Source organism: Curtobacterium sp. PhB190, assembly GCF_004365385.1.
Lineage (GTDB): Bacteria > Actinomycetota > Actinomycetes > Actinomycetales > Microbacteriaceae > Curtobacterium.
The window spans coordinates 25,943-40,600 of record NZ_SODN01000006.1 but is presented as its reverse complement, the minus strand read 5'-3'; the positions used below and the strand labels follow the sequence as shown (position 1 = coordinate 40,600).

Here is a 14,658-nt window from a genome sequence, read left to right as displayed (position 1 = left end):
CTGTGGACGACGCCGCCGGCCGATACGGTGGCTGCATGACCCGCATCATCGCCGGCGCCGCCGGCAACACGACGCTCCGTGTGCCGAAGTCCGGCACGCGGCCGACGAGCGACCGGGTGCGCGAGGCGCTGTTCTCGTCGCTCGAGGCCCGTGGGCTCGTCGACGACACCTCCGTCGCGGACCTCTACGCCGGCACCGGTGCCCTCGGGCTCGAAGCGGCGTCGCGCGGTGCGGTCGAGGTCGTGCTGGTCGACCGCGCGTCGGCCGCAGCGCAGGCGTGCCGGGCGAACGCGAAGGCCGTGCAGCAGCGGATCCCCGGGGTGCGGATCGACGTGCAGCCGCAGCCGGTGCTCGGGTACCTGCGCGGGACGGTGCGCACGTTCGACCTGGTGTTCATCGACCCGCCCTACGACGTGACCGAGCACGAGATCGCCGAGGTGCTCGAGACGCTGGTGCCGCGGTTGACCGCCGGTGCCGTGGTCGTCGTCGAGCGGAGCAAGCGCTCCGCCGAACCGACGTGGCCCGCCGGGCTCGAGCCGTTCAGCAAGCGCAGCTACGGCGAGACCGTGGCGTGGGAGGCCGTGGCTGCCGCGTCCTGAGCCGCGTGGGCGTCGCTGGGTGGGCGCGTTTCGCGACGATCCACGAGTCGATCGACGCGTGCCGTGTCGCAAGATGCGCATGCATCGGATGCGTGCGCATCTTCCGACAGGACACCGGGTGATCGACGCGTGTTCCGTCGACAGATGCACGCGCACTGACCGGGAGGCCCGGCTCGGCTCCGCCACGTCGCCTCCGTCCGACGTCGGGCCGGGTGGGTCAGCCGGCGGCGCCGTCCCAGTCGGCGTAGGGGTCCCAGCCGGTCGTCGGCACCGGGGCTCCGGCGCGCAGCAGGTCCGCGTCGCCGCGGTCGCGCGCGACTCCGATGCGGCGGAAGCCACCCGGCAGCGCAGCCTCGGCGGGGAAGGTCGCGAGCAGACCGTGGTCCTCGCCACCGTGCAGCGCGACCTCGTCGAGCGGGGCGTCGGCATCGAGGTCGAGCGTCACCCGGCTCGCACGGGCCAGCCGCCCGGCGTCGATCGCCAGGCCGTCGGACAGGTCGAGCATCGCCGTCGCCCCGGCGACAGCAGCGAGGGGCCCGTCGCCGATCGGGGGCACGGGTCGGCGCTGGCGGTCGACGTCGGGATCGGCGTCCGCACCGCTCGCCACCGTCGCTGCACGGTCCGGCTCGCCCTGCGCGTCCACGCCGTCACGGAAGAGCCGTGCGAGCCCGCGGGCAGCGCGGCCGAGTTCGCCGGACACCGCCACGACGTCGCCCACACGAGCTCCTGACCGGAGCACCGGGGCGTGACCACCGAGGTCGCCGAACGCCGTCACCGCCACCGTGAAGGTCGCCGAGGTGGAGAGGTCGCCGCCGACCACACCGCAGCCGGGCGCGAGGGCGTCGACAGCGAAGCGGAAGCCGTCCGCGATGCCCTCGAGCACCGCCACGGGGGTGTCCTGCGGTGCAGCGAGGGCGATGACGAGGCCACTCGGCACCGCACCCATCGCCGCGACGTCCGACAGGTTCGTCGCGGCGGCCTTCCAGCCGACGTCCTCGGGCGAGGACCACGCCCACCGGAAGTCCGGGCCGTGCACCATCATGTCCGTCGTCACGACGAACCGGCCGTCGGGAGCGGCGACGACGGCGCAGTCGTCCCCGGGCCCCACGAGCGGCGAGCCCGTCGGCAGCCGGCTCGTGATCCGGTCGAGGACGACCAGCTCACCGAGCTCCCCCACGGTCGGTCCGGCCCAGGCGTCGTACGTCGCGTCCACACGAGAACGGTAGCCTGGACCGCGATGGACACCGCGCGCCGCACCCCTCGCACCCTCGCGATCGCGGGGGTCGTGATCGCCCTCGCGGCAGGGCTGACCGGGTGCACGAACTCCGTCGGCATGAGCGCGGCACCCTCTGCGAACGCAGCGGCGTGCGCGGCCGCACAGGTGCGGTTGCCCGCGACCGTCGACTCGACGTACGACCTGCGGAACACCAACGCACAGTCCACCGCGGCCTGGGGCGACCCCGAGGCCGCGCTGTACCACTGCGGCGTCGCCGTGCCGACCGTGTCCGACCTGCCGTGCTTCACGCTCGGGTCGGTCGACTGGATCCGCGACGACCGCGGCAAGCAGATCGTCTACACGACGTTCGGACGGTCCCCCGCGGTGCAGGTCGTCGTCGACACGTCGAAGACCGGCAGCGCGGTGCTGCAGGACATCGCGACGGCGGTGTCGACGCTGCCGGAGGACGGGCACAAGTGCCTGGACCCGTCCGACGTGCAGGGCTGACGCGGGCCGACCCCGTCGCCCCGCCCAGCGTCACCGGACGGCGGCGCGCCCCAGCTCGATGAGCTCGGTGACCAGCTCGCCGTAGGACACACCGGATGCCGCCCAGCAGCGCGGGTACATCGACAGCGGGGTGAACCCGGGCATCGTGTTGACCTCGTTCACGACGAAGCCGTCGTCGGTCAGGAAGCAGTCGACGCGGGCGAGCCCCGAGCCACCGATGGCCTCGAACGCACGGGCACCGATCGACCGGATCTCGTCGGTCTGCGCCTCGGTGAGCGGCGCCGGGCACAGCAGCGACTCATCGCCACCGAGGTACTTCGACGCGAAGTCGTAGAAGCCGTCCTCCGCCACGACGATCTCGCCGGGCAGGCTCGTGCGCGGCGCACCGTCACGGCCCTCGAGCACGGCGACCTCGACCTCGCGGCCGACGACCCGCGGTTCGACGATCACCTTGGAGTCGTGCTCGAACGCCAGGTCCATCGCGGCGCCGAGCTCGTCGGGCCCGTCGACGCGCGAGACGCCCATGCTCGACCCCGCGCGTGCCGGCTTCACGAACAGCGGCCAGCCGTGCGCCGCGATCGTCTCGGCGACGTCGACCGGGTCGGACGCCCACTCGCGGCGGAGCACGGTCGTCCAGGGAGCGACCCGCAGACCGGCGTGCTCGAGGACGGCCTTCGCGACGTGCTTGTCCATCGCCAGGGCGCTGGCGAGCACGCCGTCACCGACGTACGGCAGACCGGCGATCTCGAGCAGGCCCTGGATCGTGCCGTCCTCGCCGAACGGACCGTGCAGGATCGGGAACACCACGTCGACGGCGACGGTCGTGACCGAGCCGTCCGGGTGCGAGACGACGAGTTCGTTCGTCGCCGGCGAGGTCGGGAACGCCACACGCGTGCCGTTGTCGGGCACGGTCGGCAGGGAGCCGTCGCGGATCGCCCACTGCGAGGGGTCGTCGGACTGCAGCGTGAACGCGCCGTCCTTCGTGATGCCGATCGGGACGATCTGGTACTCGGTGCGGTCGACGACGTCCATGATGCCGCCGGCGGTCACGCAGCTGATCTCGTGCTCGCTCGAGCGCCCGCCGAACAGGACGGCGACGGTGGTCGTGGGAACGTCGGTTCCCTCGGGGATCGTGGGCACGGGAGTCCCTTCGTGACTCGGTGCGGGACCGGTCACTCGCCCTGGGGCTCGTCGGTCTCGGTGAGGTGCGGCGCGATGTTGCGCGGATCGAGCCTACCGGCGAGGACCTCGCCGACCTGGCTGACGATGGGCATGTCGACGCCGTTCGCGGCGGCGAGCTCGAGGATCGGTGCGACGGACGCCAGGCCCTCGGCGGTCTGGTTCATCTGCCGCACGACCTCGTCGAACCGGTACCCCTGACCGAGCAGGCGCCCGGCGGTGTTGTTCCGGGACAACGGCGACTGGCAGGTCGCGATGAGGTCGCCGAGGCCCGCGAGGCCCGACAGGGTGGACGGCTGCGCGCCGAGCGACACCGCGAACTCGGTCATCTCGGCGAGGCCGCGGGTGATGATCGACGCCTTGGTGTTCTCGCCGTAGCCGACGCCGTCGACGATGCCGATCGCCACGGCGATGAGGTTCTTCAGCACGCCGCCGAACTCGGTGCCGATGACGTCGGTGTTGATGAACGACCGGAAGTACGGGTTCGTCGCGACGGCGGCGACAGCGGTCGCGGTCTCCACGCTCGACGACGACACCACGGCGGCGGTCGGCTGCCGACGGGCGATCTCGAGCGCCAGGTTCGGTCCGCTCGCGACGGCGATGCGGTCCTGGTCGATGCCGAGTCCCTGGAGCAGGACCTCGCTCATCCGCAGGCCGGTGCTCTTCTCGACGCCCTTCATCAGGCTGACGACGGGGACACCGGCGGGCAGGAGCTCGCGGATCGCGTCGAGGTTCGACCGCAGGGTCTGCGACGGCACCGACACGTACACCTGGGTGGCGCCGTCGAGCACCTGCTCGAGCGACGTCGACGCCGTGAGGGTGCGGGGCAGGTTGATGCCGGGCAGGTAGTCGGAGTTCCGCTTCGTCTCGGTGATCTCGCGGGCGACCTCGGGACGCCGGGCCCACACGACCGTGGAGGCACCGCCCTCGGCGAGCACCTTCGCGAACGTGGTGCCCCAGCTGCCGGCACCGATGACCGCCACGCGGGGCTTGTCGGTCGACTGCATCACCACCCGGATCGCGGCGGTGTCGAAGGCACCCGGCGCTGCTGCGACGGGGTCGGGACGATCGTCGTGCGGGCGGAGGTCACTCAAACCGGCCGGTCTCCTTCTGGTTGTTCGCCGCCGGGTCCCAGCGGGTCTTCGGGGCCTGCTCGCCACGGAGCTGCTCGAGCAGCTCCGTGATGCGCTGCATGAGCAGCTCGGTGGCCTCGGTCAGCATCTGCTGGTCGATCGGCCGGCCACGGTAGGCGGACAGGTCGACGGGGTCGCCGACGATGACGTCCACGCGCGACCGCGGGAACAGGCGGAGCTTGTTCGAGTAGCGCGCCATGATGCCCTGCGTGCCCCAGTGGGCCATCGGGATCAGCGGCACGTCGTTCTCGAGCGCGATGCGGACGGCCCCGGTCTTGCCGCGCATCGGCCACAGGTCGGGGTCGCGGGTGAGCGTGCCCTCGGGGTAGACGATGATCGCCCCACCCTGCTCGATGAGCGACCGCCCGCCGCCGAGTGGGTCGCTCAACCGGGTGCGGCCGGAGCGCTCGACCGGGATCTGCCCCATGCCGGACATGAGCTTGCCGAAGACGGGCACCTTGAACAGCGAGGCCTTGGCCAGGAACCGCGGGGCCCGCCGACTGATGTAGACGGCGGTGCCGACGACCAGCGGGTCGATGTTCGTGAAGTGGTTCGGCGCGAGCACGAAGGCACCGTCCGCCGGCAGGCGGTTCGGGCCGTACCAGTGGTAGTTCGACGAGAACCGGAACGTCGGGATGACGACCGACGCCACGATGCGGAACGCGGGGTTGAGCTCCCCACGCTTCCAACGCCGTCCACGCACCGGCAGGCCGGTCGCGACCTGCACGGCGGACGCACCACGGGCCTCCCGGCCATCGCCCTGGCGCGACGGGCCGTCACCAGGACGCGACGGACCGTCACCCGGCTGCGGAACCGACACCGCGACTAACCCGCGAAGTCGAAGTCGGCGCCCAGCTTCCGCAGCTTCGGGATGAAGTGCTCGTAGCCGCGGCTGATGATGCCGACGTTGGTGATGTGGGACTCGCCGTCGGCGGTCAGGGCCGCGATGAGGTGGCTGAAGCCACCGCGGAGGTCGGGGACCCGGACGTTCGCCGCGTGCAGCGTCGTCGGACCGGTGATGACCGCGGCCTGCTCGAACGGGCGACGGGCGACACGGCGGTCGTGCCCGGGCAGCCCCTCCTTGTGGACGACGATGTCGGCGCCCATCTCGTTCAGTGCGTCGGTGAAGCCGAAGCGGTTCTCGTACACGGTCTCGTGCACGATGCTCTGCCCCTCGGCCTGGGTCAGCGCCACGACGAGCGGCTGCTGCCAGTCGGTCATGAAGCCGGGGTGCACGTCGGTCTCGATGACGACGGGCTTGAGGGTGTCGCGCTCACGGTAGAAGCGGATGCCGTCCTCTTGCACGTCGAAACCGCCGCCGACCTTGCGGAAGACGTTGAGGAACGTCATGAGCTCCTGCTGGTTCGCGCCCTCGACGAAGATGTCGCCGTCGGTGGCGAGCGCGGCGGAGGCCCAGCTGGCGGCCTCGTTGCGGTCGTTGATCGCACGGTGCGTGTAGCCGCGCAGCGACTCGACGCCCTCGATGAAGATCACGCGGTTCGGCTCGACGGACACGATCGCGCCCATCTTCTGCAGGATCGCGATGAGGTCCATGATCTCGGGCTCGATCGCCGCGTTCCGCAGCTCCGTGACGCCGGTCGCCAGGACGGACGACAACAGGACCTGCTCGGTCGCGCCGACGCTCGGGTACGGCAGCTCGATGGACGCGCCCTTCAGCCCGTCCGGGGCCGTCAGGTGGATGCCGTTGACCTGCTTGTCGACGACCGCACCCATGGCGCGGAGCGCGTCGAGGTGGAAGTCGATCGGGCGGTCGCCGATGCGGCAGCCGCCGAGGTCGGGGATGAACGCCTCGCCGAGCTTGTGCAGCAGCGGGCCGCAGAACAGGATCGGGATGCGGCTCGAGCCAGCGTGGGCGTCGATCTCGGCGAAGTGCGCCGACTCGACGTTGGCCGGGTCGAGGATGAGCTCGCCTCGTGCAGGATCGGTGATGCGCACGCCGTGCACCTCGAGCAGCCCACGGACGACCTTGACGTCGGAGATGTCCGGGACGTCCTTGAGGATCGACGGGGTGTCACCGAGCAGCGACGCCACCATGGCCTTGGTCGCGAGGTTCTTCGCCCCGCGGACCTCGATGCGCCCCACGAGCGGCTTGCCCCCGCGGATGACGATCTCGTCCGACTTGAGGCCCACGCGCGCCCCTGCGGCCGCTGCGTCCTGTACGAGAGAGTTCACTACTTCACCGGCAATGTCTTCGGCCGCCAACTGGAGCGGCGGGATTCGAACTCCGTGATCGAGGTCTCGTCACGGAGGGTGAGCCCGATGTCGTCGAGCCCTTCCATCAACCGCCAACGAGTGTAAGCGTCGATCTCGAAGGGGACGTCCACATCCCCGAGCGACACGCGCTGCGCCACCAGGTCCACGGTCGCCGACACCCCCGGGTTCCGCTCGATCTCGGCCCAGAGCCGCTCGACTTCCGATTCGGTCACGATCGCGGTGACGAGTCCCTGCTTGCCCGCGTTGCCCTTGAAGATGTCGGCGAACCGGGGCGAGATGACGACCGCGAAGCCGAAGTCACGCAGTGCCCAGACCGCGTGCTCGCGGGACGAGCCGGTGCCGAAGTCCGGACCGGCCACCAGGACCTTCGCGCCCTGGTACTCGGGCTGGTTCAGCACGAAGTCGGGGTCCTGGCGCCAGCCGGAGAACAGGGCGTCCTCGAAGCCGGTCTTCGTCACGCGCTTGAGGTAGACCGCGGGGATGATCTGGTCGGTGTCGACGTTCGACCGCTTGAGCGGGGCGGCGATGCCGGTGACGGTGGTGATCTTGTCCATCAGAAGGTCCCCTCGGTGGTGTTCGCTGTGTCGGTCACGTTCGCCAGTGCGTCGTCGGTCGCCAGGTCCCACGGGCTGGACAGCGTGCCGCGGATCGCGGTGGCGGCGGCGACGAGCGGCGACACCAGGTGGGTGCGCCCGCCCTTGCCCTGGCGCCCCTCGAAGTTGCGGTTCGACGTGCTCGCGCAGCGCTCCCCCGGTGCGAGCTGGTCGGGGTTCATGCCGAGGCACATCGAGCACCCGGCGAACCGCCACTCGGCGCCGAACTCCTTGATGACGACGTCGAGCCCCTCGGCCTCGGCCTCGAGCCGCACCCGGGCGGACCCCGGCACGACCATGACCCGGACGCCGTCGGCCTTCTTGCGGCCTTGGATGATCGACGCGAAGGCCCGCAGGTCCTCGATGCGCGAGTTCGTGCACGAGCCCATGAAGACCGCGTCGACGGCGATGTCCTTCATCGGGGTGCCGGCGGCGATGTCCATGTAGTCGAGTGCCCGCTGCGCAGCGGCCTGGTCGTTCGGGTCTTCGAAGTCGAGAGGCGAAGGCACGTTCTCCGACAGCGAGACGCCCTGGCCGGGGTTGGTGCCCCAGGTGACGAAGGGCTCGAGGTCGTCGGCGTCGATGAAGACCTCGGCGTCGAACACGGCGTCGTCGTCGGTCGCCAGGGTGTCCCAGTACGCGACGGCGTCGTCCCAGTCGGAACCGGTCGGGGCGTGGTCACGGCCCTGCACGTAGTCGTAGGTGATCTGATCGGGGGCGACCATGCCGGCGCGGGCACCGGCCTCGATCGACATGTTGCAGATCGTCATCCGGCCCTCCATCGAGAGCGCACGGATCGCGGAACCGCGGTACTCGAGCACGTAGCCCTGTCCGCCGCCGGTGCCGATCTTCGCGATGACCGCCAGGATGATGTCCTTCGCGGTCACGCCCGGACGCAGCGTGCCCTCGACCGTGATCGCCATCGTCTTGAAGGGCTTCAGCGGCAGGGTCTGCGTCGCCAGCACGTGCTCGACCTCGGAGGTGCCGATGCCGAACGCCATCGCGCCGAACGCCCCGTGGGTGCTGGTGTGCGAGTCGCCGCAGACGACGGTGATGCCGGGCATCGTCAGGCCGAGCTGCGGGCCGACCACGTGCACGATCCCCTGCTCCTTGTCGCCGAGCGAGTGCAGGCGGACCCCGAACTCCTCGCAGTTGCGGCGCAGGGTCTCGATCTGGATCCGGCTCGTCGGGTCCGCGATGGGGCGGTCGATGGCGAGCGTCGGGGTGTTGTGGTCCTCGGTCGCGATCGTCAGGTCGAGCCGGCGCACCGGGCGCCCGGCCTGGCGCAGACCGTCGAACGCCTGCGGGCTCGTGACCTCGTGCACGAGGTGGAGGTCGATGTAGAGGAGGTCCGGGTTCCCGTCCTCACCCTTGACCACGACGTGGTCGTCCCACACCTTCTCGGCGAGCGTCCTACCCATGAGCTCGACTCCCTCGTTCTCGTCGTTGCGCCGCGACCGCGGCACGATCAGGCGACTCTACCATTGGTATACCAACGCGTCGTCGCGTTCTCCACGCGGTGCGGCGGTCGACCGGGAGGCCCGTGGCGACTCGACGACACCCGTCGCGGTGGGAAGATGGTCGGGACATGACGACACCTGCGCACTCGACCCGGACGATCAACCTCGAGGGCGCGGCACGCGCAGCGATCGCGGGCGGTGCACCACTGGCGCTGCTCATCGCCCTCGGGATGCCGGGCTACGCCGCGTTCGCGATGTTCGCCGGCTTCACCGCGATCTTCGGGGCGACCGAGCCCTACCGGCAGCGCGCCGTCACCACCGGCATCGCGGGTGCGCTGCAGACCCTGTGCATGTTCGCGGGCATCGGTGTCGCCCTGCTCGGCTCCCCGCTCTGGCTGCAGGCGACCGGGCTCGTCGTCGTGCTCGTCGTCGCGGTCTGCACCCTGTCGACCCTGCGGACGATCCCCGCGCAGCCGATCTTCCCCGTGTTCGCGTTCGTGGTCTCCGCCCTCGTGCCGCTGCAGCCCGCGGACGTCCCGCTCGTCGCGACGATCATCGTCTGCTCGGTCGTCTGGGCGTGGCTCGTCGCGATGTCCGGGTTCGTCATCCGGCACGTGTGGCACCCGCGCGCCCCGCACCGGTTCCGGCCGCTGGCGCCGCTCAAGGAGCGCGGCTTCGGCATCCTCCGCACGGCCGCGCTGTGGGAGACCGTGGCGCTCAACGTCGTGGGGTCGCTCGTCGCCGGCGGGGTGGCGTCGACCATCCCCTGGCTCGGGCACCCGTACTGGGCCGTCATCGCGGTGGTTTCGACCCTGCCCGCGCTCCGCCAGCGGCACACCGTGATCCGGGCGTTCCAGCGCTTCATCGGCACGATCGGCGGCACCGTGATCGCCGTCGGGATCCTGCTGCTCGAGCCGTCGGCGTGGTGGATCGTCGTCATCGCCGTCGTGGGGCAGTTCTTCGCGGAGATCTTCGTCGCCCGGAACTACGCCGTCTGCCTGCTGTTCCTGACGCCGCTCGCCCTCGCAGTGTCGTGGCTGAGCCTGCCCGAGGCCCCGGAGCTCCTCGCGCTCGACCGGGTCGCGCAGACCACCCTCGGTGCGCTCGTCAGCGTCGGGCTGCTGTTCGTGGGGCGTGCGATCGAGCGGCGGCGCGGCCGTGCCCTCGGCGCCACGAGCGCGATCCGTACCGTCTGAGTACCTGGAGACCCGTGCCGTACCTGGTCGTTCCGGGCACACCTGGTCGTTTCTTCTGACCAGGTGTGCCCGATTCCACCGACCATCGCGCGCGTTCGGGGAAAGAACGGGCGCGTCAGTCGCGGGGCTGGATGTTCCAGGCGTCGATGACCGGGCGGCCGTGCTCGTAGCCGAGGACGCTGACCGATGCGGTACCGAGCTTCAGTACGGCACCGTCCTGCGGCGCGAGCCGGATCCACGCGGCGCCGAGGGCACGCAGCACGTGGCCGTGCGCGACGAACACAGCGTCCTGGCCCTCGGCGAGCACCGGACGAGCGCGGTTCAGGATGCGCTCGACACGGACCCGGACTTCGGCGGCGTTCTCACCGGGGGTGTCGCCGGCGGGCACTCCGTCGGTCCAGAGGTCCCACGGCCCGTGGCGCAGCACCTTGATCTGCGGGGTGGTGAGCCCTTCGTACGCGCCGTAGTCCCACTCGTACAGGTCCTCGTCGAGCTCCGGGTCGACGCCGATCAGGTGCGCGGTGTCGCGGGCACGCTGCAGCGGACTCGACAGGGCCAACGCGAACGAGCGGTCGGCCAGGTACCGGCCGGCGCGCTTCGCCTGCTCGACACCGTTGTCCGTCAGTGGGATGTCGGTGCGGCCGGTGTGCTGCCCGCTCTTCGACCACTCCGTCTCTCCGTGACGGACGAGGACGAGTTCGCCGGGGCGTTCCGAGGTCATGAGTTCCTTCCGATCCAGAGGCCGAGCGCAGCTGCGCCGACCGAGACGACGAGCATCCCGAGGCCGTGCAGGACGGCGAGCCGGGGCTTGCCGGATCGGAGGAGCTGGACGGTCTCGACGCTCGCCGTCGAGAACGTCGTGTACCCACCCATCATGCCCGTCCCGAGCACCGCGACCGCCGGGAGCGGGATCGTCCCGGCCTGCCCGAGGCCGGTGAGCAGCCCGAGGACGAGCGATCCGGACACGTTGATCAGCACGGTCCCGAGCGGGAACCCGGCAGTCCGCGAGCGGGACGTGCGCGCCTTGACGAGGCCGTCGAGCAGGAACCGGAGCGCGGCTCCGACTCCCCCGCCGACGGCGACGAGCAGCAGTTCGAGCGGGTTCACGACGCGCCTCCGTCCGGGCCGGTCGGACGCGGCCGGAGCCGCCCGGCGATCAACACCCCGAGCACGACGGCGCCGAGCCCGAGGACGACGGACAGCAGCGCGTACCCGCTGCCCGCACCCCACCGGCCGACGTCGAGCAACTGCGCGGTGTCGTCGGCGAGCGTGCTGTACGTCGTGAAGCCGCCGAGCACGCCGGTGCCGACGAGCAGCCGCAGCGTGCGGCGGCCTCCGACGTCGGGGCCACGCAGCGCGAGCGCCTCGAGCAGGAGCCCGAGACAGAAGGCTCCGACGACGTTGATCGCGAGGATCACCCAGCTGATGCCGTCGTGGCCGGGGAACGCCTCGGCGAGCAGTGCGCGCATCGCGGTCCCGATCGCGCCGCCGAGTGCGACGAGGGCCAGGAAGCGCCAGCGGAGGTGCGGCGGTCGCGCATCGGTCATCGGTACTCCTATCGCCGAGCACGCCGGATCGTCTCCGCGCGTGCGGTGTTCTCGGGATAGGGACCGTTGGCGCTTCGTGCGCGGTTGGGTCCGGCAGGCCCCACTGCCGGGTCTGACGACCCGTCCAGCGTACTGCTCAGTCGGCGACGGCGGCGATCGCCTCGACCTCGACGAGCTGGTCGTCGTAGCCGAGGACGGTCACGCCGAGCAGCGTGCTCGGCACGTCGTGGTCTCCCATCGCGGCGCGGACGACGTCCCAGGCGGAGACGAGGTCCTGCTGCTCGGTCGTCGCGACGAGCACCCGCGTCTGGACCAGGTCGTCGACCCCCGCGCCGGCGGCTGCGAGCGCCGTCCGCAGGTTCGCGATGCACTGCGCGGCTTGCCCGGCCACGTCACCGACGGCGACCGTCGCGCCGTGCTCGTCGAGCGGACACGCCCCCGCGAGGAACACGAGCCGTGTCCCGGCCGCCACGGTGGACGCGTAGGCGTACTCCGCGACGTCACTGAGCGCTGCGGACCGGATGAGCTGGACGGCACTGGACACGGAAGCAGCCTGGCACACGACGACGAAACCCCCGGCGAGCCGGAGCTCGTCGGGGGTTTCGTGGTGCTGGTGACCCCAGCGGGATTCGAACCCGCGTTACCGCCGTGAGAGGGCAGCGTACTAGGCCGCTATACGATGGGGCCGCGGCTGTTGTCGGACTCGGAGCATGTCACCTGTGGTGACCCCAGCGGGATTCGAACCCGCGTTACCGCCGTGAGAGGGCAGCGTACTAGGCCGCTATACGATGGGGCCGTTCCGACAACTCGACAAGTATTGCACAAGCCGCGCATCGCGCCAAAACGAGGCGTGTCGCCCGGGTGTGCCGCCATGCCGCGCCCGGCATACGGCGCTCGTTGCACGTGCAGATTCCGACAGAACACCGGTTGAACGACGCGCGCTCTGTCGCAACATGCACACGCATCCGTTGCGCGGCCGTGGACGCGACCGCCCATCGGACGGGAGGCCCGTGGCGGGCCCGCCACGGGCCTCCCGTCCGACCGCGCGCACGTCCGGAGCCGCACTTCGTGAGCAGGAATGGTCGCGTCGGTCGGTCCCACCCGACCATTTCTGCTCACGAAGCGACCACGGCGCGGTCCCGCGCGGTCAGATCGTGAGCGACTCCCCCGGCCGCAGGATCTCGAGCACGCCGCTCGGCGCGAGCGCCTCGCGGAGCCGACCGGTGTGCATGCCGTAGCCGATGTCGGAGAGCGTGGCCTCGTGGATCGGGTAGGCCCGGGCCGGGGCGAGCGCGGCGACGTAGTCCATCATCTCGGCGACCTTGAGCCACGGGGCACCGACGGGTGCGGCGAGGACCTCGACGGGCACGCCCGGGTCGGTGTACGAGTCGCCGGGGTGGAAGAGCGTGCGGTTCACGAGCACGCCGGTGTTGTCGACGATCGGCACCGAGGAGTGGATGAGCTGGTGCCGCGTGCCGTGGAAGTCGAGCTCGAACGGGCCGACGGTGCGGTGGTCGCCGTCGGTGACGACCTCGACCGCGATGCCGGAGTCGGCGAGCGCCGCGCGGACGCCCTCGGGGCCGAACACCACGGCGTCGGGGTTGGCGGCGAGGATCCGGTGCAGCTGCTCGAGCGTGACGTGGTCGGGGTGTTCGTGGGTGACGACGACCGCGACGACCCCGGTCGCGTCGACGGGGCGGGTGAAGTCGCCCGGGTCGAGCACCAGGCGTGCGTCGCCGTCCGACAGGATCTGGCAGGCGTGTTCGAGCTTCGTGACCTCCATGCGGGCGACGCTACCCGCGGCGGGCCGGGCGGGCTCGGGCGGGGGCCGACTCGGAACGACGTTCCTGTTGTCGTGCGACATCGGGATCGTCGTTCCGAGTCGAGTCCGCCACGCCGCCACGCCGCCACGCCCCACACACCCTCACCCCGGCGGCGGCCCCGTCGTCCCCCGCACCACCAGGTGCGCCGGCGCCGCGACGATCGTTCCGGCAGCGCCGCCGTCGACCTCGGCGAGCACTGCCCGCGCCGCTGCCCGCCCCTGCGCCTCCGGGTCCTGTGCCACGGTCGTCAAGCCCACGGTGGCGCCGTACTCGTGGCCGTCGATCCCGATGACGGAGACGTCCCCCGGCACCGACAGCCCGGCCTGCCCAGCGGCGAGGAGCACCCCGAGCGCCATCTCGTCCGATGCGCACAACACGGCAGTGGGGCGATCGGGCCCGGCGCCGGCACCGGCGCCGGCACCGGCGCCGGCACCGGCACCAGCGCGCCCGCCGAACAGCGCGTTCCCCGCCGCCAGCCCACCGGCGAACGAGAACCGCCCGTCGAGCAGCCACCGGTCCGGCACCGCGTGTCCGGCGGCCCGCATCGCGTCGACGAACCCGTCCCTCCGCAGGTGCGGCACCGCCACGTTCATGCCGGCCTCGTCCTGCCCGCCGACGTAGGCGACCCGTCGGTGCCCGAGTCCGCACAGGTGGTCGACCGCGATCCGGGTGACGGCTCGGTCGTCGACCCCGATGTTCCGCAGGCCCGGTGCGGGTCCGCCGATGACGATCATCGGGTGCCGGGTGAGTTCGAGCTCGGCACGCTCGGTCGCGTCGAGCACCAGGGACAGCAGGACCAGAGCGTCGACACGGTGCCGCAGCATCGAACGCCGGAACGCCCGGTCGCGGTCGCCGCCCGGCCCGCCCAGGTTGTAGAGCACGAGGTCGTACCCGGCCCGCCGGAGTTCCGCGTCGACGCCGCCGAGTGCCTTGACGTAGAACCACCGGTCGATCACCGGGACGACGACGCCCACGGCGCGCTGCCGCCCGGTGGCGAGGCCGGCCGCCGCCGAGCTCGGGACGTACCCGAGTTCGTCGGCGACCCGACGCACCTCGTCGATCGTGGTCTCCGCCACGTTCTCCATGCCGCGCAGCGCTCGCGACACCGTGGACTTGGACAGTCCCGTGACGGTCGCGATCTCCTGGATCCCCATCGATGCGACCCGGGAG

At 71.4% G+C, this 14,658-nt stretch carries 16 protein-coding genes and 2 tRNA genes; 3 read left to right on the top strand and 15 right to left on the bottom strand.

Going from position 1 to position 14,658, the window contains the following annotated elements; all coding sequences use genetic code 11:
- Positions 1–35 precede the first annotated feature (35 nt).
- On the top strand, positions 36–599 hold the full coding sequence (locus EDF47_RS11095; RefSeq protein ID WP_123937675.1) for an RsmD family RNA methyltransferase: 564 nt from the start codon (positions 36–38) through the stop codon (positions 597–599).
- A gap of 217 nt (positions 600–816) precedes the next feature.
- Here the strand turns inward: EDF47_RS11095 and thiL are convergent, their stop codons facing one another.
- Positions 817–1,812, bottom strand: coding sequence for a thiamine-phosphate kinase (gene thiL, locus EDF47_RS11090; RefSeq protein WP_133937162.1), 996 nt, complete (start codon positions 1,810–1,812; stop codon positions 817–819).
- 24 nt (positions 1,813–1,836) lie between these two features.
- Between thiL and EDF47_RS11085 the strand changes: the two genes are divergently transcribed.
- Positions 1,837–2,322 (top strand): DUF3515 family protein, encoded by a 486-nt coding sequence (locus EDF47_RS11085; protein ID WP_123937673.1) that lies wholly within the window; start codon positions 1,837–1,839, stop codon positions 2,320–2,322.
- Positions 2,323–2,352: 30 nt separating this feature from the next.
- Here the strand turns inward: EDF47_RS11085 and EDF47_RS11080 are convergent, their stop codons facing one another.
- The 6 genes from EDF47_RS11080 to leuC all read right to left on the bottom strand — a co-directional run bounded on the left by EDF47_RS11080 (position 2,353) and on the right by leuC (position 8,883).
- On the bottom strand, positions 2,353–3,462 hold the full coding sequence (locus EDF47_RS11080) for a D-alanine--D-alanine ligase family protein (RefSeq protein ID WP_279388055.1): 1,110 nt from the start codon (positions 3,460–3,462) through the stop codon (positions 2,353–2,355).
- 32 nt (positions 3,463–3,494) lie between these two features.
- Positions 3,495–4,508, bottom strand: a complete 1,014-nt coding sequence (locus tag EDF47_RS11075) for an NAD(P)H-dependent glycerol-3-phosphate dehydrogenase (RefSeq protein ID WP_111086095.1) — start codon at positions 4,506–4,508, stop codon at positions 3,495–3,497.
- Positions 4,509–4,587: 79 nt separating this feature from the next.
- A complete protein-coding gene (locus EDF47_RS11070) occupies positions 4,588–5,361 on the bottom strand; it encodes a lysophospholipid acyltransferase family protein (RefSeq protein ID WP_131919873.1) in 774 nt (257 codons plus the stop codon).
- 98 nt (positions 5,362–5,459) lie between these two features.
- Entirely contained in the window at positions 5,460–6,827 is a 1,368-nt protein-coding gene (gene murA / locus EDF47_RS11065) for a UDP-N-acetylglucosamine 1-carboxyvinyltransferase (protein ID WP_111086050.1), read from the bottom strand.
- Positions 6,827–7,423 (bottom strand): 3-isopropylmalate dehydratase small subunit, encoded by a 597-nt coding sequence (gene leuD, locus EDF47_RS11060; RefSeq protein ID WP_111086049.1) that lies wholly within the window; start codon positions 7,421–7,423, stop codon positions 6,827–6,829. Before leuD ends, murA begins: the two co-directional genes overlap by 1 nt.
- Positions 7,423–8,883: a 3-isopropylmalate dehydratase large subunit gene (leuC, locus tag EDF47_RS11055; protein ID WP_111086048.1), complete on the bottom strand. Its 1,461-nt coding sequence runs from the start codon at positions 8,881–8,883 to the stop codon at positions 7,423–7,425. Before leuC ends, leuD begins: the two co-directional genes overlap by 1 nt.
- A gap of 167 nt (positions 8,884–9,050) precedes the next feature.
- Between leuC and EDF47_RS11050 the strand changes: the two genes are divergently transcribed.
- A complete protein-coding gene (locus EDF47_RS11050) occupies positions 9,051–10,118 on the top strand; it encodes an FUSC family protein (RefSeq protein ID WP_132100192.1) in 1,068 nt (355 codons plus the stop codon).
- A gap of 115 nt (positions 10,119–10,233) precedes the next feature.
- Here the strand turns inward: EDF47_RS11050 and EDF47_RS11045 are convergent, their stop codons facing one another.
- From EDF47_RS11045 to EDF47_RS11010, 8 genes are all read right to left on the bottom strand, one after another.
- Positions 10,234–10,839 (bottom strand): histidine phosphatase family protein, encoded by a 606-nt coding sequence (locus EDF47_RS11045; RefSeq protein ID WP_123937670.1) that lies wholly within the window; start codon positions 10,837–10,839, stop codon positions 10,234–10,236.
- The gene (gene crcB, locus EDF47_RS11040) at positions 10,836–11,225 is read right to left on the bottom strand and encodes a fluoride efflux transporter CrcB (RefSeq protein ID WP_131879851.1); all 390 of its coding nucleotides are present in this window, start codon (positions 11,223–11,225) and stop codon (positions 10,836–10,838) included. The genes EDF47_RS11045 and crcB overlap by 4 nt, the downstream gene beginning before the upstream one ends.
- Positions 11,222–11,665 carry a CrcB family protein gene (locus tag EDF47_RS11035; protein WP_131879853.1) on the bottom strand — a complete coding sequence of 148 codons (444 nt, stop codon included), beginning with the start codon at positions 11,663–11,665 and terminating at the stop codon, positions 11,222–11,224. The genes crcB and EDF47_RS11035 overlap by 4 nt, the downstream gene beginning before the upstream one ends.
- Positions 11,666–11,801: 136 nt before the next feature.
- Positions 11,802–12,209, bottom strand: a complete 408-nt coding sequence (locus EDF47_RS11030) for a RidA family protein (protein WP_123937667.1) — start codon at positions 12,207–12,209, stop codon at positions 11,802–11,804.
- Between the two features lie 67 nt (positions 12,210–12,276).
- Positions 12,277–12,352: transfer RNA gene (locus EDF47_RS11025), tRNA-Glu, on the bottom strand.
- A 33-nt stretch (positions 12,353–12,385) separates the two neighbouring features.
- Positions 12,386–12,461, bottom strand: a tRNA-Glu gene (locus EDF47_RS11020).
- Between the two features lie 351 nt (positions 12,462–12,812).
- Positions 12,813–13,448 (bottom strand): MBL fold metallo-hydrolase, encoded by a 636-nt coding sequence (locus EDF47_RS11015; protein ID WP_132100191.1) that lies wholly within the window; start codon positions 13,446–13,448, stop codon positions 12,813–12,815.
- A 141-nt stretch (positions 13,449–13,589) separates the two neighbouring features.
- The gene (locus EDF47_RS11010) at positions 13,590–14,642 is read right to left on the bottom strand and encodes a LacI family DNA-binding transcriptional regulator (protein ID WP_132100190.1); all 1,053 of its coding nucleotides are present in this window, start codon (positions 14,640–14,642) and stop codon (positions 13,590–13,592) included.
- Positions 14,643–14,658: the final 16 nt, after the last annotated feature.

Excerpts from the sequence above, each read along its gene's own strand:
- EDF47_RS11095 (WP_123937675.1), top strand. The coding sequence starts at position 36 with ATGACCCGCATCATCGCCGGCGCCGCCGGCAACACGACGCTCCGTGTG.
- EDF47_RS11085 (WP_123937673.1), top strand. The coding sequence starts at position 1,837 with ATGGACACCGCGCGCCGCACCCCTCGCACCCTCGCGATCGCGGGGGTC.
- EDF47_RS11075 (WP_111086095.1), bottom strand. The coding sequence starts at position 4,508 with ATGCAGTCGACCGACAAGCCCCGCGTGGCGGTCATCGGTGCCGGCAGC.
- leuD (WP_111086049.1), bottom strand. The coding sequence starts at position 7,423 with ATGGACAAGATCACCACCGTCACCGGCATCGCCGCCCCGCTCAAGCGG.
- leuC (WP_111086048.1), bottom strand. The coding sequence starts at position 8,883 with ATGGGTAGGACGCTCGCCGAGAAGGTGTGGGACGACCACGTCGTGGTC.
- EDF47_RS11050 (WP_132100192.1), top strand. The coding sequence starts at position 9,051 with ATGACGACACCTGCGCACTCGACCCGGACGATCAACCTCGAGGGCGCG.
- EDF47_RS11045 (WP_123937670.1), bottom strand. The coding sequence starts at position 10,839 with ATGACCTCGGAACGCCCCGGCGAACTCGTCCTCGTCCGTCACGGAGAG.
- EDF47_RS11035 (WP_131879853.1), bottom strand. The coding sequence starts at position 11,665 with ATGACCGATGCGCGACCGCCGCACCTCCGCTGGCGCTTCCTGGCCCTC.
- EDF47_RS11015 (WP_132100191.1), bottom strand. The coding sequence starts at position 13,448 with ATGGAGGTCACGAAGCTCGAACACGCCTGCCAGATCCTGTCGGACGGC.
- EDF47_RS11010 (WP_132100190.1), bottom strand. The coding sequence starts at position 14,642 with ATGGGGATCCAGGAGATCGCGACCGTCACGGGACTGTCCAAGTCCACG.